The sequence below is a fragment of the Dietzia sp. IN118 genome (genome assembly GCF_032905965.1).
GTDB classification, from domain to species: Bacteria; Actinomycetota; Actinomycetes; order Mycobacteriales; family Mycobacteriaceae; genus Dietzia; species Dietzia kunjamensis.
The window spans coordinates 1,938,687-1,957,207 of record NZ_JAUMSR010000001.1; the positions used below are offsets into that span (position 1 = coordinate 1,938,687).

An 18,521-nucleotide genomic window follows, 5' to 3' on the forward strand; every position below is an offset into this window, starting at 1 on the left:
AGACGCTCATCGGTCGTCGGTTAGACTTCCGGACCAGCGGTTCACCGCGTTCGCCCCCGTAGCCCAATTGGCAGAGGCAACGGATTCAAAACCCGTCCAGTGTCGGTTCGAGTCCGACCGGGGGCACCACCCCTCGAGCGAGGTCAGACCCGCTCGCATTCCTCTCATCAGCCCATCATTTCATCACCTCATCACCGCGTCCGCCCTCTCCACCCGCGCGCCACCCGGTGGCGCAGTGGTCCGCGACGCGCGTAATGTTTGCTTGTTGCAAGCAATCGGTTCGAGGAGTCAAGATGGCGATAGACGCGGAACGCGGTGGCCGGTTGGTGGTGGACCTCTCGCGGGTGGTCAAACTCCTGCGTGCGGTCAACCTCTCGGTGCCCCGCTACGACGAGGCCGTCGAGCCGTCCGCGCATCCGCTGCTGTTCGCCATCCATGACGGCCCGGCCCGGGTCACCGACCTGGCCGCCCGAGTCCACACCGACGTCTCGGTGGTGAGTCGCCAGGTCCGCCAACTCGAGACCCGCGGGCTCATCGCAAAGGTCCCCGATCCCGATGACGGACGTGCCAGCCTCGTCACACTCACCGCCGAGGGCACCGATCTCGTCAGCCAGGTGTTCGAGCGCAGTGGTGACTGGATGGCCGGCCTCCTCGAGGACTGGACGCCGGACCGGGCGGACGCCTTCATCGCGGACCTCGCCCGATTGGCCGACTCCCTCCACGCCGAACTCTGCTCTCTCACCTCCGCCGAGGAGAACCGATGACCACTCCCAAGACATCCTCGGTCCACGCAAGCGAGGACGGCGAGTTCACGCACCGCCAGATCCTCGTCATCCTGGCCGGCCTCATGTCCGCCATGTTCCTGGCCAGCCTCGACCAGACCATCGTGAGCACGGCGATCCGCACCATCGCCGACGACCTGCAGGGCCTTGACGCCCAGGCGTGGGTCACCACCGCGTATCTCATGACGTCCACCATCTCGACGCCCCTGTACGGCAAGCTCTCCGACATCTACGGACGCAAGCCGTTCTTCGTGATCGGCATCGTCATCTTCGTGTTCGGCTCATTGCTCTGCACGCTCGCCGCCTCGATGTACATGCTCGCCGTCTTCCGCGGCATCCAGGGACTGGGTGCCGGCGCACTGATGTCCCTGGCGCTCGCGATCATTGGCGACATCATCCCGCCCCGTGACCGCGCCAAATACCAGGGCTACATGCTGGCGGTCTTCGCGTCGTCGTCGGTCCTCGGGCCGGTGATCGGCGGGTTCTTCGCCGGGGCGGACACGATCTTCGGCATCGACGGGTGGCGCTGGATCTTCCTCATCAACGTCCCCATCGGCGCGGCGGCCCTGACCCTCGTGATGATCACGCTCAACGTCAAGAACGTCCGGGTCGACCATCGCGTGGACTGGGTGGGGGCCGCCGCTATAGTTGTCGGTCTGGTACCTCTCCTGCTGGTGGCCGAGCAGGGCAACACCTGGGGGTGGGGTTCCCCCGCCGCCCTCGGCTGCTACGTCGTCGGGCTGGCCGGCATCGGGCTCTTCCTCATCGTGGAGGCCCGCGCGGGCGACCAGGCCCTCATCCCGCTCCGCCTGTTCCGCGACCGCACCTTCGCGATCGTCACGGTCGGAGGCGTGATCGTGGGTATGGCCATGTTCGGCGGCATGATGACGCTGCCGCTGTACATGCAGATCGTGCACGGAGCCGATCCCATGGAGTCGGGACTCATGATGCTCCCGCTGGTCGCGGGGATGATGGGTGCCTCGATCGTGTCGGGCCAGCTCATCTCCAGGACCGGTCGTGTCCGCGAGTTCCCGATCTTCGGCACGGCGGTGGCCGCTGTCGGCCTGTTCCTGCTGTGGACGATCGATGCAGACACGTCGCTGACGCTGGTGATGGTCTACATGCTGGTGTTGGGCATCGGGCTCGGCAACTGCATGCAGCCGCTCACCCTGCTCGTCCAGAACGCCGTGAGTCCGCGGGAGATCGGTGTGGCCACCGCGTCGGCCACCTTCTTCCGTCAGCTCGGTGGCACCGCCGGCGTCGCGGTGTTCCTGTCAATTCTCTTCAGCCGCGTCGGTGGCTCCATCTCGGGCGAACTAGAGCAGGCCGCCGCCGACGGTAGCCTCGCCCGCGGTGTTCAGGAGGGCCTCGCCGACCCCGCCCTGCGGCAGGATCCCGACGCGTACGGGATCGTCCGGGCCCTCGCCGACCCGACCACCGGCGCGGGGGCACTGGAAACGGTCACCAAGGACTCCTCGGTGATCAACCGGCTTCCCGAGCTGGTCGCCCACCCCTTCGAGCAGGGTTACGCACTGAGCATGTCCGAGATCTATCTGGTGGCCGGCATCCTCGCCGTGGCCGCCTCGGTGATCCTGGCGTTCATGCCGCAGATCATACTCCGGACCGGCTCGGCACAGGCCGAGGCCGCGCGCGAGGCGGCCGCGGCGGCCGCGCCCACGGGGACGGATGTCGAGGCGGCCGAGTCCGCCACCGCGACTACGACGAGTCCCTCGGCGGACCGCTCCCGCTCGGCGGATCGGCCAGACTGAGCCCGGCCAGACTGAGCCCGGTCGGCTACCCCTCGAGGTCGTCCTTGAGATTGGACAGCAGGGCGTATTGGATGCGCTTGAGCCCGGCCGGCGCGAAGGTCCGCTCGAAGAATCCACCCACTCCCCCGGCGCCGTCCCACGAGGTGGTCATCTCGACGAGCGCGCCCCCCGTCGCCTCGCGCACCGTGTAGGTGGTGGCCATGGACGAGTTCTCGTCCTTCTCCACGAGTGACCAGTGCGCTGCGGCGTCGTCGACAGTGACGTTGGCCTTGACGTCCCGGCTTCGCTTCTTGGTGGCCTGGAGGTTCCACGCCGCGACGGTGCCGTCCCCCTGTCCACCCTGGATCAGGCGGTAGGCGCTGAACTGCTCGGGCTGGATGCGGGGCCGGACCTGCGCGTAGTCGGCGATCGCCGCGCTCACGGCCTCGACGGGCGCCTCGATGACGATGGTGTTGCTGGCGGTGACCCTGGCCATGATGATGACTCCTCCTCGTCGGTCCGACCGTGTCGCGCCCGCTACCTGACGCGGTGGTGGCGGCGCCCTCGGGTGGGCGCGTCAGACCACGTCCATCCTGCCCGACACACCGGCCCGTCGCGTACGCCATCTCGCGCCGGCCTTGCGCAGTTCCTCCAGCCAGAGGATCGACGACGCCACCGCGGTGGCCAGCAGCCATTCGTCGGCGCGGAGCGAGGTGGTGTCGAAGACGCCCTGCAGGAACGGCACCTGGACCACCGCGATCAGCAGCAGCGGCACCGCGCCCAGCGCGACCCAGATCGGGGCGTTGTGCGCCATGTCGCGAGAGAACACCGAGCCGTGGTCGGATCGAACATTCATCAGGTTGAACACCTGGAAGAAGACGAACGTCGCGTACGCCAACGTGGTGGCGAACAGCGGTTCCCCTGCTCGATCGGGGAACACCGCCTCGGCGGACGCCAGCACGAGCAGGGTACCCACGGCCATCACGACGCCCAGCCAGAGGATCCGCACCAAGCGCGTCAGAGTGAGGATCTGTTCGCCGGCCGGACGCGGAGGCCTGCGCATGGCATCCTTCTCCACCGGCTCGACACCCAGGGCCATCGCCGGCGGGCCGTCCATGACGATGTTGACCAACAAGACCTGCAGCGCGGTGAACGGCACCGTCGCCAGCCCCAACAGACCACTCGCCAAGAAGACGATCACAAACGCCCACGCGGTGGTGAGCTGGAACTTCACGAACTTGACGATGTTGTCGTAGATCCCCCGCCCCTGCCGCACCGCGGAGACGATCGTCGAGAAGTTGTCGTCGGTGAGCACCATGTCCGCCGCGCCCTTGGACACGTCGGTACCGGTGATCCCCATGGCGATCCCGATGTCGGCCTGACGCAGGGCGGGCGCATCGTTCACACCGTCTCCCGTCATCGCCACCACGTCCCCGTCAGCCTGGAGGGCCCGCACCATCCGGATCTTGTGCTCGGGGGTCACGCGGGCCAGCACGCCGAGGCGAGCGGCCCGGGCGGACAGCTCCTCGGCGTCGATGCGGTCCAGTTCGACACCGCTCACCGCCTCACCGCCGATACCGAGGTCGCGGGCGATGGCCGAGGCCGTGACCAGGTGGTCTCCGGTGATCATGTGCACCGAGATGCCCGCCTGGTGGGCGATGCGTATCGACTCGGCGGCGCGTGGCCGCGGTGGGTCGACGATCCCCAGCACCGCGAGCACTGTCAGGTCGCGGACCTCGCCGAGCAGAGAGTCCTCGTCGGGTGGTCCGTCACCGTCGCCGAAAGGCCGGGCGGCCACGAGCAGCGTGCGCAGGCCGGACGCGGCGAGCCCCTCCGTGTCCGCGCGCAACGCTCCACGCCGCTCGTCGTCGAGCTCCACCGCCGTCGCCCCGTCCCAGACGTGCGTGGCGCGAGGCAGGACGGCACCGGTGGCACCCTTGACGTGGAGGACGAGGTCTCCACCCGGTGCGCGGTTGACCGTCGCCATGAACTTGTACGCCGAGTCGAACGGGACCTGGGCCACCCGCGGACGGGCGGCGCGCAGCCCCTCGACGTCGATCCCGCACTTGGTCGCCGCCACCAACAGTGCGCCCTCGGTCGGATCTCCGACCAGTCGCCCGTCGGCGACGATCGCGTCGTTGCACAACGCCATGGCCACCGCGGCCCGTCTCAGGTCCGGTACGACGTCCGGGTCGGACGACAGGACGGTCCCGGCCCCGTCGTATCCGGTCCCGGTCACGGAGTACGACCCGCCGCCCGCGACGATCCGCGTGACGGTCATCTCGTTGAGGGTGAGGGTCCCGGTCTTGTCCGTCGCGATGTGGCTCGTCGAACCGAGTGTCTCGACGGCGGCGAGGTTCTTGATGATCGCGCCCTCGCGGGCGAGGCGCGAGGCACCCATCGCGAGCGTGAACGCCACGACCGCCGTGAGCCCCTCCGGGATCGTGGCCACCGCCAGGGAGACCGCGGACAGGAGCATGTCCTCCCAGGACTGACCGCGCACGAGCCCGATCGCGAGGACCAGTCCCACCACGGTCAGCGCGATCCCGGTGAGGACGCGGGCGAGCGTACCGATCCGTTTCTGCAGCGGCGTCGGACCGGCGCCCGCACCGCCCAGCAGGTCCGCGATCGCGCCCATCTCGGTGTGTTCACCGGTACCGGTCACCACGATGCGCGCCCGGCCCCGGGTGACCTCCGTGTTCATGAACACCATGCCAGCGCGGTCTCCGAGAGGCGCGTCGACGCCCTGTACCGCTCCCGCGGCCTTGTCCACCGGGGCCGACTCCCCGGTCAACGTCGCCTCGGCCACCTGCAACCGGGATCCGGAGAGCACCCGGCCGTCGGCGGGGACCCTGTCTCCGGACTCCACCACCACGATGTCGCCCGGGACGAGCCCACTGCTGTCGGTCTCGGCCTCCACGCCGTCCCGCACCACCCGGCTGTGCGGGACCGACATATCGCGCAGGGCTGCGAGACCGGCCTCGGCACGGGTCTCCTGGACGTAGTTGAGGATCGTGTTCAGTGCGACCACCAGCAGGATGACCACGGGGGTCTCCCATTCCCGGGACACCCCCGCGCTCACCGCAGCCGCGACCGCGAGCACGAGGATCATCGGGTCCGCCAGCAGCCTTGCCACCCGCCGCCACCCGGGAACCCGCTCGGCCTCGGGCAAGGTGTTGGGCCCGTGCCGGACGAGACGGGCGCCCGCCTCGGCGCTGGTGAGCCCGTCCGGGCCCGCACCGAGGCGGGACAACACCTCCGCGGGCGCGAGGGTGTGCCACGGAGTGGGAGGACCGGACTCTGCGGGCGTCCTCGTCGTCGTCATCTCCCCGGACCCTCCCCCGCGTCAGTCCTCCCCGCGCCCACGGCGGCGGTCTCAGTGCCCTCGGGCGATCCACTCCTCGAGGTGCGGGGATTCGTCCCCGACCTTCGTCCCGTCACCGTGACCGGTGTGCACCAGCGTCTCCGCGGGCAGCGTGAGGATGCGCTCGCGGATGGAGGTGATGATGGTCGGGAAATCCGAGTACGAGCGGCCCGTTGCCCCCGGTCCGCCGGAGAACAGGGTGTCGCCGGAGAACAACACGCCCGCCTCGGGAACGTGGAACACGCACGATCCCGGTGAGTGCCCGGGCGTGTTCATCACGTCGATGCGGGTACCCGCGATCTCCAGACGCTGCCCGTCGGAGAGCTCGCCGTGGGAGACGGTGGGGTGGGTCTCGTCCCACAGCATCTGGTCACCCGGGTGCACCAGGATCGGCGCATCCAGCTTCTCCGACAGTTCCGGCGCCACAGTGATGTGGTCGTTGTGGGCGTGCGAACACAGGATGCCCTTGACCCGGCGGCCCGCCACCGCGTCGATGATCGGCTGGGCAGTGTGCGCGGCGTCGATCACGTACACCTCGGAGTCGTCCCCGAGGATCCAGATGTTGTTGTCGACCTCCCACTCGCCGCCGTCGAGCGCGAAGATGCCGCTCGTGACGACCTTCTCGATGCGCAGACCGCCGGCGTGCCCGGCGCTGGTGTGGATCTCGCTCACATCGTCACCACCGATCGGAGGACGGAACCGGACTTCATCGCGTCGAACGCCGCCTCGACGGCGTCGATGCCGATCCGCTCGGAGACGAACTTCTCGAGCGGGAGCCGACCCTGCAGATGCAGATCCACGAGCATCGGGAAATCGCGCTCGGGCAGACAGTCGCCGTACCAGGACGACTTGAGCGAGCCACCACGGCCGAAGAAGTCCAGCAGCGGCAACTCCAACCGCATCTCCGGCGTGGGCACGCCCACCAGGACCACGGTCCCGGCGAGATCACGCGCGTAGAAGGCCTGCTCGTACGTCTCCGGCCGACCGACGGCGTCGATCACGACGTCGGCGCCGACGCCGTCCGTGAGCTCCTGGATAGCGGCCACCGGATCGGTCGAGGTCGAATTGACCGCGTGGGTCGCACCGAAGTCCTTGGCCCACTCGAGCTTGGTGTCGTCGATATCGACCGCGATGATCGTCGAGGCGCCCGCGAGTCGGGCGCCCACGACCGCGGCGACACCGACTCCACCGCACCCGATGACGGCGACGGACTGGCCACGGCTGACCTGGCCGGTGTTGACGGCCGCGCCGATGCCGGCCATGACACCGCATCCGAGCAGTCCGGCGACCGCCGGGTCCGCCGCTGGGTCGACCTTGGTGCACTGCCCCTCGTGGACGAGGGTCTTGTCGATGAACGCGCCGATGCCGAGCGCGGGGGTGAGCTCGGTGCCGTCGCTCAGCGTCATCTTCTTGGACGCGTTGTGGGTGGCGAAGCAGTACTGCTGCTGGCCCCTCTTGCAGGCCCGGCACTCACCGCACACCGCGCGCCAGTTGAGGACGACGTAGTCGCCCTCGGCGACATGGGTGACCCGGTCACCGACGGTCTCGACGATGCCCGCGGCCTCGTGGCCCAACAGGAACGGGTACTCGTCGTTGATCCCGCCGTCCCGGTACGCCAGGTCCGTGTGGCAGACGCCGCACGCCTGCACCCGCACGATGACATCGTTCGGTCCGGGATCGGGGACGACGACGTCGACCAACTCGACCTCGGCCCCCTTGCTACGGGCAATGACGCCCTTGACGGTCTGCGACATGGATCGCCTCTCGACTGGTGGTGGACTCTCTCGCCCCACTGTGTCAGAAAGGCCCGACACGTGGCCCGTCAACGCGGTCGCGCCCCGCCTCCTCGAGGGGAGACGGGGCGCGACGGGTGCGTGTCGGGGGCGTCGATCGATCAGACGGCGACGCCGTTGGCGCGGAGCCACGGCACCGGGTCGATCCACTGGCCGGCCGGGTTGCGCACACCGAAGTGCAGGTGCGGCCCGGTGGAGTAGCCGCGGTTTCCGACCATTCCGATGACCTGCCCGGCGTTGACCCGCTGGCCGACCGAGACGTGGTTCTGGTCGTTGTGTCCGTACTCGAGCAGGTGGCCGTCGTCGGTCTGGATCCGGATCCACAGTCCGTACCCCGAGGCCGGGCCGGCAGCCACGACGGTGCCGGACTTGGCGGCGAACATCGGGGTCCCGATCGGTGCACCGAAGTCCGTGCCGTTGTGGAACGTTCCCCAACGGGGGCCGAAGCCGGAGGTGATCGGACCGTAGGTCGGGGCGTGGGCGCCACCGACGGAGGGGACACCGAGCGAGCCGAACACAGCCGGGTCGATCGCGTACTCCCGAAGCTGGTCCTCGGTGAGGCCGATGCCCTGGATGACGCCCTGCGCCATCTCGGTCAGCTGGTCGGCGTTGATCTCGGCGGACTGGGCGGAGGCTGCGGGGGCGGCGGCCATGGCCATGCCGCCGGAGAGGGCGGCGCCGGCGACGGTGCCGGCAACGAGGCGGCCCATGTTGGACGAGCGGGCGGCGCGGTGGCGCCCGGCGGTCGCGCCGGTGCCCTCGACGCCGAGTCGATCGGCGAGCTCGGCGTAGGAAATGCGAGTGGCGTCGGACATCAGGGAACCTCGGAGACTGGAGCGGGTGAAGCAGGGACGTGACCGGCTTCCCCGGTCGACCCCAAGAAGGTAACAGAAGTGTCTCGACTCTGTCACGTCAAAGGCACGAACACAGACGAAAGCGCCGGTGAGCGGCTTGCTCACCGGCGCCTGTCGGTTGTTATCCGATGGTGATCAGTGGTCGACCTCGCCCATCCGGTGGACGAGGATGAAGTTGGTCGACCCCTCGACGCCCGGCACGTTCCCCGCGACGAGCACGATCAGGTCGTCCTCGTTGTACCCGTCGAGCGGGAGCAGCATCTCGTCGGTGACCTTGACGATCTCCGCCGTGTCGTTGACGCGGTCGGTGAGGAAGGTCTCGGTCCCCCACGTCAGCGCCAGCTGGCTGCGGATGCGGGGGTCGCTGGTGATGGCGATGAGCGGCAGGTGGCTGTGCAGACGGGCGAGCCGCCGCACCGTGTCCCCCGTCGAGGTGACCGCGACGAGCGCCTTCGCCCCCAGCCGCTCACCGATCTCGCGGGCGGAGTAGGAGATGACACCGCGCTTGGTCCGTGGGATGTGCACCAGATCCGGCGCGGCCGTGGAGTCCGACTCCACCGCGAGTGCTATGGACGACATCGTGCGTACGGTCTCGATCGGGTACTTGCCCACGGAGGTCTCCCCCGAGAGCATCACCGCGTCCGCCCCATCGAGGACGGCGTTCGCCACGTCGGACGCCTCGGCCCGGGTGGGCCGGGAGTTCGTGATCATCGACTCGAGCATCTGGGTGGCCACGATGACGGGCTTGGCGTTCTCGCGCGCGATCTGGATGGCACGCTTCTGGACCAGCGGCACCTCCTGCAGCGGCAACTCCACGCCGAGGTCGCCCCGGGCCACCATGATGGCGTCGAATGCCAGGACGATGGACTCGAGATTCTTGACGGCTTCCGGCTTCTCGAGCTTGGCGATGATGGGAACGTGGATGCCCACCTCGTCCATCACCTCGTGCACGAGGTCGACGTCCGCCGGCGACCGCACGAACGACAGCGCGATGAAGTCCACCCCCAGACCGAGGGCGAACCGGAGGTCGGCGATGTCCTTCTCGCTCAGCGCGGGGACGGAGACGTTCATACCCGGCAGGGACACGCCCTTGTTATTGGAGACGGTTCCGCCCTCGGTCACGACGCAGTGGACGTCGTCACCGTCGACCTTCTCGACGGTCAGTCCGATGTTGCCGTCGTCGACGAGGAGGCGGTCTCCCGGGCGGGCGTCGTTCGCCAGCCCCTTGTAGGTGGTCGAGACGCGATCCTTGGTGCCCTCCACTTCCGCGACGGTGATGACGACACGGTCGCCCTCCGCCCACTCGTGCCGGCCCTCGATGAAGCGGCCGAGGCGGATCTTGGGGCCCTGCAGGTCCGCGAGGACGCCGACGGCCCGGCCGGACTCGTCGGAGGCCTTGCGGACCCATCGGTAGTTGGCCTCGTGGTCAGCGTGCTCTCCGTGGCTGAAGTTGAGGCGGGCGACATCCATCCCCGCGTCGACCAGCTCTCGGATGCCTTCCTCCGACGCGACGGCGGGACCCAGGGTGCAGACGATCTTGGTACGACGATTCACTCGTACCAATCTAGTCCCCTCGACCGGCCACCCGGTTAACCCGAGGTCAACGACCAGCCAACGGGGGTGCGTCGCCCGCGGGACCACCCTCCGCCGGGTCGTCCCCGACGTCGTCCGGCGCCCGCAGGTCAGAGGCCTCCTCCCGGCCGCGGCGGGCCCGCCAGAGATACACCAGCGCGGCGAGCATGACCACGAGTGAGACGATGGTGTTGATACGCAGTCCGAACACCTCTGTGGCGGCGTCCGCGCGCAGCAGTTCCACCCAGAAGCGACCGAAGCAGTACAACGCCACATAGAGGGCGAAGAGCCGACCGTGGCCCAGGCGGAACCGCCGGTCGATCAGCACCAACGCGATCGCCACGAGAACGTTCCACAGCAGCTCATAGAGGAATGTCGGGTGAACGGTCGCCAGCACCTGGCCGGTCGACCGCCCGATCGTCTCCGAGTACCCGTAGGACTCGTCGTAACGCTGGTAGATCTCCAGCGCCCAGGGCACATCGGTCTCGCGGCCGTAGAGCTCCTGGTTGAAGTAGTTGCCCAGTCGGCCGATCCCCTGTGCCAACACGATGCCGGGGGCGATCGAGTCGCCCAGCGCCCCCAGCGCCCGGATGCCCTGTTGACGCAGACCGATGTAGGCGCCGAGAGCGCCGAACGCGACCGCGCCCCAGATGCCCAGGCCGCCATCCCAGATCTTCAACGCGTCGACGGGATCGCGGCCCTCTCCGAAGTAGCGGTACCAATCGGTGGCCACGTGGTAGATCCGTCCGCCGATCAGGCCGAAGGGGATCGCCCACAGCGCCGTGTCGATCACCACGCCGGCCCGGCCGCCACGGGCGACCCAGCGCTTCTCGCCCCACCAGATGGCGACGACGATGCCGAGGATGATCCACAGGGCATACGCACGCAGGGGGAACGGACCGATCTCCCAGACGCCCTGGGGAGGGCTGGGGATCACGACCCGGTCCCGCGCCGGCGGACGCCCTCGGCCAACTCGGCGGTCAGCCTCCCGAGGGCGTCGAGCCCCTCGGTCGCCGCCGTGATGAGTGCCGACCCGACGATCACGCCGTCGGCGTACGATGCGATCTCGGCCGCCTGCTCACCGTTGCGCACCCCCAGCCCGACCCCACAGGCGAGGCCGGAGATCTCACGGACCCGCGCGGTGAGGGTCCGGGGCGCGTCCGAGACGACGTCCCGGGCGCCGGTGACTCCCATGACGGCCTGGACGTAGACGAAACCGCCCGTGTTGGAGAGCGTCATCGCGAGTCGCTCGGGGGTCGACGACGGCGCGACGAGGAACACCCGGTCGATTCCGTGGGCGTCCGACGCGGCGATCCAGTCCTCGGCTTCGTCCGGGATGAGGTCGGGCGTGATGACGCCGGTACCGCCGGCGGCGGCGAGGTCGGCGGCGAAACGGTCGACACCGTACTGGAGCACCGGGTTCCAATAGGTCATGACCACGGGGACCGCACCGGCTGCGGCGACCGCGCGGACCACCTCGAAGGTGTCCGCCACGCGGAACCCGGCCTCGATCGCGGTGTCGGCGGCGGCCTGGATGGTCGGCCCGTCCATCATGGGATCGGAGTACGGGATGCCGACCTCGACGATGTCGCATCCGCCCTCGACCATCGTGCGCACGGCGTCGATCGACCCCTCGAGAGTCGGGTAACCCGCCGGGTAGTAGCCGATGAGCGCGGCCCGGTCCTCGCTCCGGCACCGCTCGAACACGTCACTGAGAACGCTCATCCCTCGACTCCTCCGTCCGCGAACTCGCCCGCGCCGTCGTCGGCGCCCTGGCTCGAATCCACCCCGGCCTCGGGCGGGGTCCCCCCGTCCAACAGGCCGAACCACCGGGCGGCGGTGTCGACGTCCTTGTCGCCGCGACCGGAGACGTTGACCAGGATGAGGTCCACGCCCTCCGCGGCGAGCTGCGCGGCACCGGCGATCGCGTGCGCCGACTCGATGGCGGGGATGATGCCCTCAGTGCGGCACAACTGAGCGAACGCGTCCATGGCCTGGGTATCCGTGATCGGGCGGTACTCGGCCCGCCCGATCTCCGCCAGGCGCGAATGCTCGGGCCCGACACCCGGGTAGTCCAGGCCCGCCGAGATCGAATGGGACTCGATCGTCTGCCCGTCGGAGTCCTGCATGAGATGGGCGTACGAACCCTGGAAGACCCCGGGCGTCCCCGCGTTGACGGTCGCCGCGGTGCGTCCGGACCCCACGCCGTCACCCCCGGCCTCGCACCCGACCAGACGAACCGATTCGTCGTCGATGAACGAATGGAACAACCCGATCGCGTTGGAACCACCGCCGACGCACGCCACGGCGGCGTCCGGCAGCCGACCGGCCTGATCGAGGATCTGCACCCGGGCCTCGGCGCCGACGACGCGCTGGAAGTCGCGGACCATCGTCGGGAAGGGGTGCGGCCCGGCCGCGGTACCGAACGCGTAATAGGTGTCGTCCGCGTGGGCGACCCAGTCCCGCATCGCCTCGTTGATCGCGTCCTTCAACGTGGCCGAACCGATCTCCACGGCCTCGACCTCGGCACCGAGCAACCGCATCCGCGCCACGTTGAGCGCCTGCCTGCGCACGTCCACCGCGCCCATGTAGACCTTGCACTCGAGGCCGAGGAGGGCACACGCCGTCGCCGTGGCCACCCCGTGCTGACCGGCGCCGGTCTCCGCGATCACCCGCTTCTTGCCCATCCGCTGCGCGAGCAGCGCCTGGCCGAGGACGTTGTTGATCTTGTGGGAGCCCGTGTGGTTGAGGTCCTCGCGCTTGAGGAACACCCGCGCACCGATCTCCGCACCGAACCGCGTCGCCTCGTACAACGGCGACGGCCTACCCGAGTAGTGGCGCTGCAACCGGTCGAGCTCGTCGAGGTACTCGTCGTCCGCCCGGGCCTTGGCGTAGGCGTCGGTCACCTCGTCGACCACCGCCATCAGCGCCTCGGGGACGTAACGGCCGCCGAACGGCCCCCAGTGGCCCCGCTGGTCGGGCTCATGTCCGGTGGTGGACCGGAGCACCTCTCCCATGGTGGGCAGTGTCGGAAAATCCTTGGAGTTCACGTCCCCAGTCTGCCGGAAGCCGGCGGCACCGGACTAGCGGGGTCCCTGCGGGCAGGACGGGTGGGCACCGGCCGTGGCCAGGGCGTTGCAGGCCGCCCGCGGGTCGCCCTGCGTCACCAGTCCCTCGCCCACGAGCACGGCGTCCGCCCCGACGCTGGCGTACGCCAGGAGGTCCGAGGCGTCCCGGACCCCGGACTCGGCGATCTTGACGACGTCGGACGGGAGCCCGGGCGCGATCCTGGAGAACACGTCCCTGTCGACCTCGAGTGTCTTGAGGTTGCGGGCGTTGACACCGATGACCGTGGCTCCGGCCTCCAGCGCGCGGTCGGCCTCCTCCTCGGTGTGGACCTCCACCAACGCCGTCATACCCAGCGACTCGGTGCGATCGAGGAGCGACACCAGGGCGTCCTGCTCGAGCGCGGCCACGATGAGCAGGATCAGATCCGCGCCGTGCGCCCGCGCCTCGTGGATCTGGTACGGCCCCACCACGAAGTCCTTCCGCAGAACCGGGATGTCGACCGCGCGGCGGACCGCGTCGAGATCGGCCAGGCTGCCGTTGAAACGCCGCTCCTCGGTGAGGCAGGAGATGACGCGCGCCCCGCCCTTCTCGTACATCCGGGCCAGGACAGCGGGGTCGGGGATCTCGGCCAGGGCACCCTTGGACGGGCTGGCCCGCTTGACCTCGGCGATGACGCCCACCCCGGGATCGCGCAACGCCTTGAGAGCGTCGAGTGGGTCCGCCGCCGACTGGGCCGCCTTCTTCACGGCCGCCATATCGATGACGGCCTCACGGGCCGCGACGTCCTCACGGACCCCGTCGAGAATCGAGTCGAGCACGGTACCCACCGTGACCTCCCTCTGCAGTCGTAGGGCGGAAAGTGTGATCGAGATCAACAATAGAGGTCCCGGCCGGGGTTCCCGAATCGGGACCGCCCCGACCCGGTCAGCCGGTCGGATCCCGTCCGTCGTCCAACTCCTGCCACAGGTCCCGCCCGGCGTCGTCCTCCGTGTCCGGTCCGGTCGCCGCACCCTCCCGCCGGGCCGCCGGGGTCACGTACCGGTCGTCGCGGCGCACCGGGCGGGCCGGACCGGCCAGGACGACGATCCCCGCCGCCAACAGGGCGACGGCGCCCGCGCCGGTGATCACGGGTCCCGCGGGCCGGGTCGACAACTCGGTGATCTCCGACCACTGCGGGATCGCCTCCGCGCCCTCGGAACCCGGCCCGGCATCGGTCCGGGCCAGGCCCTCGTCACTCGTGATCACCGAGTGGACCCGGTCGGCGTCGACCTCCCCCACCGACATCGCCATGAGGCCCCCGGCGGCCACGCCGAGCAGTGCGATGACGGCGCCCACCGCTCGCGCGGCAGTACCTCGGACCAGCGCCACAGCGGCGATCGCCGCCAGCGCACCCAGTGCGAGCGGGACGAGGGCGGGTTGCCAGTCCGCTCCGGTCAGGGCCCGTCGGCCCTCTCCCGACTGGTCGTTGAAGGCCACCACGTCGAGCCACACCATCCGCGAGGCGACCCACAGCAGCGCCGCCCCCACCACCAACAGCACGACGGGGACCAGCAGACGGGCGCGGTGGGTCACCGGCCCTCCCCTGCGTCGCGCAGTGTCTCCGCGGCTGCGACGGCCCGCAGGACCGCCATCGCCTTGTTGCGGCACTCCGCATCCTCCGAGGCGGCCACCGAATCGGCGACGATGCCGGCACCCGCCTGGACGTAGGCCGTGCCGTCCTTGATCACGGCCGACCGGATCGCGATGGCCTGATCGGTGTTTCCGGCGAAGTCGACGTAGCCGACCACGCCCCCGTAGACACCGCGTCGCGTGTCCTCGAGGTCCTCGATGATCTGCAGAGCGCGGGGCTTGGGCGATCCGGACAGCGTGCCGGCCGGGAAACAGGCGGTCACGGCGTCGATGCCCGTCTGCCCGTCGGCCAGGCGCCCGGTCACCGTGGACACGAGGTGCATCACATGGCTGTAGCGCTCGACCTGGCGGAACTCGGTCACCTCCACCGTGCCCGGCACGCAGACCCGGCCGAGGTCGTTGCGACCGAGATCGACCAACATCAGGTGTTCGGCGTTCTCCTTGGCGTCATCCACCAGGTCCTTGGCGAGCAGGACGTCGTGCTCCTCGTCGTCGCCCCTCGGTCTGGTCCCCGCGATCGGATGGGTCGTCGCCGCCCCGTCCTGGACGGTCACCAACGCCTCCGGGCTCGATCCCACGATGGTGAAGGCGGTATCGCCGAACCCGTCCTCCCCGCTACCGTCCGGGATCGTCATGAGGAACATGTAGGGGCTCGGGTTGGTGGTGCGCAGAATCCGGTAGACGTCGCGCGGCGAGGCGGCGGTGTCGACCTCGAACCGCTGACTGAGCACCACCTGGAAGGCCTCGCCCGAGTAGATCTGCTCGATGATGTCGGCGACCCGCGCATGGTACGTCGACTCGTCGGTGCAGCGACGCACATCGGGGGCGGGAGTGTCGAACACGCTCACTCCGCCCGTCCCCGGGTCGGCGAGCCGCGCCGTCATCGAGTCGACCCGGGCCACCGCGTCCGCGTAGGCCTGCTCGACCCGCTCGTCGCTGCCGTCCCAGTTGACCGCGTTGGCGATGAGATGGATGCGGCCCTCATGATGATCGAACGCCGCCAGATCCGTGGCCAGCAACTGGACCATCTCCGGCACCTGCAGGTCGTCGACGGTGTCGGGCCGGATCCGCTCGAGCCGGCGCACAATGTCGTACCCGAGGTAACCGACCATTCCCGACGTCAACGGGGGCAGTCCCGGGATCTGATCGGTGCGCAACAGGTCGAGTGTCCTCCGGAGCGCGTCCAGCGGGTCACCGCCGGTGGGCGCGCCCGCGGGCACGTTGCCCCACCACGTCGCCTCGCCCGAGCCGTCGACGGTCAACGCGGCGGCCGCCCCACAGCCGATGAACGACCACCGCGACCACGAGCGCCCGTGCTCCGCCGACTCCAGCAGGAACGTCCCCGGTCGGTCGCCGGCGAGCTTGACGTACCCGGACAACGGGGTCTCGGAATCCGCCAACACCGTGCGCACCACCGGCACGACCCGGTGGCCCGCGGCGAGCGCGCGGAACTGTTCGAACGTGGTCGTCTCGGTGCTCATCCGAGGGCCTTGCCGCCGATCCCGAAGGAATCGTGCGGCATGTCGTGGACGTGGACCCACACCTTCGCCGGGTCCTTGCCCGAGGCCTCGGCGTACGCGGCCGTGACCGCCTCGATGACGCGGGCCTTGTCCGCCGCGGCCATCCCGTCGAGTTGGTTGATCTGGATGAAGGGCACGCCGTTCAGTCCTCTCCGAGCAGGGTTGCGGTGTCGAAACAGCTGGTGGTGCCCCGGTGGCAGGCCGCGCCGGTCTGGTCGACATGGAGCAGGACGGTGTCTCCGTCGCAGTCGATCTCCACGCGACGCACGTGTTGCACGTGGCCGGAGGTCTCCCCCTTGACCCACCGTTGCCCACGCGAGCGGGAGTAGTACACACCCCGCCGGGTCGCCAGCGTCTCCGCCAGCGCGGCGTCATCCATCCACGCCATCATGAGCACCCTGCCCGACGTCGCGTCCTGCACGACCGCGGCGACGAGGCCGTCGGCGTTGCGCGACAGCCTCTCGGCGATCGAACGATCCAGGACGTGGGCGCTCATCGGACCGTGATCCCCTCTGCCGCGAGCGCGTCCTTCACGTCGCCGATGGTCATCTCCCCGAAGTGGAAGACACTGGCCGCGAGGACGGCGTCGGCCCCGGCGTGGACCGCCGGAGCGAAGTGCTCGACCGCACCGGCACCGCCCGAGGCGATGACGGGTATCGACACCGCCTCGCGGACCGCCTTCACCATCGCCAGGTCGAAACCCGCCTTGGTGCCGTCGGCGTCCATCGAGTTGAGCAGGATCTCGCCCACGCCGAGCTCCTGCCCGCGCCGCGCCCACTCGACGGCGTCGATGCCGGTACCGCGGCGACCACCGTGCGTGGTGACCTCCCATCCCGACGGGGTCTGCTCGGACCCCTCGGGTACGGTCCGCGCGTCCACGGACAGGACGATGCACTGCGAGCCGAATCGTCGACTGAGCTCGCCGAGCAGCTCGGGGCGGGCGATGGCGGCGGTGTTGACGCTCACCTTGTCCGCGCCGGCCCGCAGCAACTGGTTGACGTCCTCCTCGGTACGCACGCCTCCTCCCACGGTGAGGGGGATGAAGATCTGCTCGGCGGTGCGCTTGACCACGTCGATCATGGTCCCGCGACCCGACGACGACGCGGTCACGTCGAGGAAGGTCAGCTCGTCGGCGCCCTGCTCGTCATAGGCGGCGGCCAACTCCACGGGATCACCCGCGTCGCGGAGGTCGAGGAAGTTGACGCCCTTGACCACGCGGCCGGCGTCCACGTCGAGGCACGGGATGACCCTGGTGGCGAGTGTCATGATCCGGTCACCGCCCGCCCTGGAGCCACGGACGGGGGCTCTCGGGCTCCGGAGTGGCGCGCCGTCGCCCGGCCTCGAAGAAGTTGCTCGGCTCGCCGAGTTGACGGATCGTGTCGAGGACCTCCGCGTGGGCTCGCGGGCCCGCGGCGAGGATGGACTGGGAGTCGGTGGACCAGGGCTCCCCCGTGAGGTCGGTGACCACACCACCCGCTGCGCGGACATGGGAGGCGCCGGCCGCGTTGTCCCACGCGAAGTTGCCGAAGCTGACCGCCGCCGACAGTCGCCCCGAGGCGACGAAAGACAGGTCCACCCCGGTGGAGCCGAACTTGCGGGTCCGGGCCGCGTCGAGCGTGAGCTGCTCGAAGACCTCGCGGCGATAGGCCGGAGGGTAGGTCGTGCGGGCACCGGTGTTGAGGGAACCCAGCCCCAGTGCGACGTCACGGATGGAGACGTCGGGGATCTGCGAGACCTCCGCGCCGTTCTCCTTGAGCGGTCCCCCCGCGATCGAGGTGAACGTCATCCCCAGCAGCGGCAACCAGGTCAGCCCCAGCACCGGCTGACGCTCGTGGACCAACGAGACCAGGATGCCGGCGGTCGGGATGCCCAACGAGTAGTTGGCCGTGCCGTCGACGGGGTCGACCACCCAGAGCGTGCCCTCGTTGACGGGCGGACCGCCGTACTCCTCACCGTGCACCTCGAGCCCTGTCCCCTCCCTCAGGGCCTCCGAGATACGGCGCTCCAACTCGAGGTCCAGTTCGGTCGCGAAGTCGTTGCGCGATCCCTTGTTCTGGATGCCCTTCGCGCCGACCCCCTCGACGAAGCGAGGAGTCACCTCGTCGAGCACGCGCGTCGCCAGCGCGAGCGCCTCGGTCGGGTCGACGGGGAGGTCCGTCGGCAGGGCATTTCCGGTCTGATGGTCCATCT

At 69.6% G+C, this 18,521-nt stretch carries 18 protein-coding genes and 1 tRNA gene; 3 read left to right on the plus strand and 16 right to left on the minus strand.

Features of this window, described 5'->3' with window-relative positions; genetic code table 11:
- Nucleotides 1-52: 52 nt before the first annotated feature.
- The 3 genes from Q2K20_RS09395 (at nt 53) to Q2K20_RS09405 (ending at nt 2,551) form a co-directional block, all read left to right on the plus strand.
- Nucleotides 53-129: transfer RNA gene (locus tag Q2K20_RS09395), tRNA-Leu, on the plus strand.
- Between the two features lie 164 nt (nt 130-293).
- Nucleotides 294-764: a MarR family winged helix-turn-helix transcriptional regulator gene (locus Q2K20_RS09400; protein ID WP_067714010.1), complete on the plus strand. Its 471-nt coding sequence runs from the start codon at nt 294-296 to the stop codon at nt 762-764.
- Nucleotides 761-2,551 carry an MDR family MFS transporter gene (locus Q2K20_RS09405; protein ID WP_317176774.1) on the plus strand — a complete coding sequence of 597 codons (1,791 nt, stop codon included), beginning with the start codon at nt 761-763 and terminating at the stop codon, nt 2,549-2,551. The genes Q2K20_RS09400 and Q2K20_RS09405 overlap by 4 nt, the downstream gene beginning before the upstream one ends.
- A gap of 25 nt (nt 2,552-2,576) precedes the next feature.
- Here the strand turns inward: Q2K20_RS09405 and Q2K20_RS09410 are convergent, their stop codons facing one another.
- The 16 genes from Q2K20_RS09410 to Q2K20_RS09485 all read right to left on the minus strand — a co-directional run bounded on the left by Q2K20_RS09410 (nt 2,577) and on the right by Q2K20_RS09485 (nt 18,519).
- Nucleotides 2,577-3,026: an SRPBCC family protein gene (locus tag Q2K20_RS09410; protein ID WP_269502727.1), complete on the minus strand. Its 450-nt coding sequence runs from the start codon at nt 3,024-3,026 to the stop codon at nt 2,577-2,579.
- Nucleotides 3,027-3,107: 81 nt separating this feature from the next.
- Complete coding sequence (locus tag Q2K20_RS09415; protein WP_268091999.1) at nt 3,108-5,855, minus strand: cation-translocating P-type ATPase; 2,748 nt, start codon at nt 5,853-5,855, stop codon at nt 3,108-3,110.
- A gap of 51 nt (nt 5,856-5,906) precedes the next feature.
- On the minus strand, nt 5,907-6,566 hold the full coding sequence (locus Q2K20_RS09420; RefSeq protein ID WP_172812117.1) for an MBL fold metallo-hydrolase: 660 nt from the start codon (nt 6,564-6,566) through the stop codon (nt 5,907-5,909).
- A complete protein-coding gene (locus Q2K20_RS09425) occupies nt 6,563-7,648 on the minus strand; it encodes an S-(hydroxymethyl)mycothiol dehydrogenase (RefSeq protein ID WP_159148041.1) in 1,086 nt (361 codons plus the stop codon). Before Q2K20_RS09425 ends, Q2K20_RS09420 begins: the two co-directional genes overlap by 4 nt.
- A 140-nt stretch (nt 7,649-7,788) precedes the next feature.
- Nucleotides 7,789-8,502, minus strand: a complete 714-nt coding sequence (locus Q2K20_RS09430; protein WP_269502720.1) for a M23 family metallopeptidase — start codon at nt 8,500-8,502, stop codon at nt 7,789-7,791.
- Nucleotides 8,503-8,676: 174 nt separating this feature from the next.
- Nucleotides 8,677-10,095, minus strand: a complete 1,419-nt coding sequence (gene pyk / locus Q2K20_RS09435; RefSeq protein WP_159148045.1) for a pyruvate kinase — start codon at nt 10,093-10,095, stop codon at nt 8,677-8,679.
- 46 nt (nt 10,096-10,141) lie between these two features.
- Entirely contained in the window at nt 10,142-11,050 is a 909-nt protein-coding gene (gene lgt, locus Q2K20_RS09440; protein ID WP_067713993.1) for a prolipoprotein diacylglyceryl transferase, read from the minus strand.
- The gene (gene trpA, locus Q2K20_RS09445) at nt 11,047-11,838 is read right to left on the minus strand and encodes a tryptophan synthase subunit alpha (RefSeq protein ID WP_120285877.1); all 792 of its coding nucleotides are present in this window, start codon (nt 11,836-11,838) and stop codon (nt 11,047-11,049) included. Before trpA ends, lgt begins: the two co-directional genes overlap by 4 nt.
- Complete coding sequence (trpB, locus tag Q2K20_RS09450) at nt 11,835-13,130, minus strand: tryptophan synthase subunit beta (protein ID WP_119191823.1); 1,296 nt, start codon at nt 13,128-13,130, stop codon at nt 11,835-11,837. Before trpB ends, trpA begins: the two co-directional genes overlap by 4 nt.
- A gap of 66 nt (nt 13,131-13,196) precedes the next feature.
- Nucleotides 13,197-14,009 (minus strand): indole-3-glycerol phosphate synthase TrpC, encoded by an 813-nt coding sequence (gene trpC / locus Q2K20_RS09455; protein WP_159148048.1) that lies wholly within the window; start codon nt 14,007-14,009, stop codon nt 13,197-13,199.
- 97 nt (nt 14,010-14,106) lie between these two features.
- Nucleotides 14,107-14,754: a TIGR02234 family membrane protein gene (locus tag Q2K20_RS09460; protein ID WP_317176775.1), complete on the minus strand. Its 648-nt coding sequence runs from the start codon at nt 14,752-14,754 to the stop codon at nt 14,107-14,109.
- Entirely contained in the window at nt 14,751-16,292 is a 1,542-nt protein-coding gene (locus tag Q2K20_RS09465; protein ID WP_269502710.1) for an anthranilate synthase component I, read from the minus strand. The genes Q2K20_RS09460 and Q2K20_RS09465 overlap by 4 nt, the downstream gene beginning before the upstream one ends.
- Nucleotides 16,289-16,468, minus strand: a complete 180-nt coding sequence (locus Q2K20_RS09470; RefSeq protein WP_119191824.1) for a tautomerase family protein — start codon at nt 16,466-16,468, stop codon at nt 16,289-16,291. The genes Q2K20_RS09465 and Q2K20_RS09470 overlap by 4 nt, the downstream gene beginning before the upstream one ends.
- 5 nt (nt 16,469-16,473) lie before the next feature.
- The gene (gene hisI, locus Q2K20_RS09475; RefSeq protein WP_119191825.1) at nt 16,474-16,827 is read right to left on the minus strand and encodes a phosphoribosyl-AMP cyclohydrolase; all 354 of its coding nucleotides are present in this window, start codon (nt 16,825-16,827) and stop codon (nt 16,474-16,476) included.
- Nucleotides 16,824-17,597 carry an imidazole glycerol phosphate synthase subunit HisF gene (hisF, locus tag Q2K20_RS09480; RefSeq protein WP_096905587.1) on the minus strand — a complete coding sequence of 258 codons (774 nt, stop codon included), beginning with the start codon at nt 17,595-17,597 and terminating at the stop codon, nt 16,824-16,826. Before hisF ends, hisI begins: the two co-directional genes overlap by 4 nt.
- Before the next feature lie 7 nt (nt 17,598-17,604).
- A complete protein-coding gene (locus Q2K20_RS09485) occupies nt 17,605-18,519 on the minus strand; it encodes an inositol monophosphatase family protein (protein WP_159148050.1) in 915 nt (304 codons plus the stop codon).
- Nucleotides 18,520-18,521: the final 2 nt, after the last annotated feature.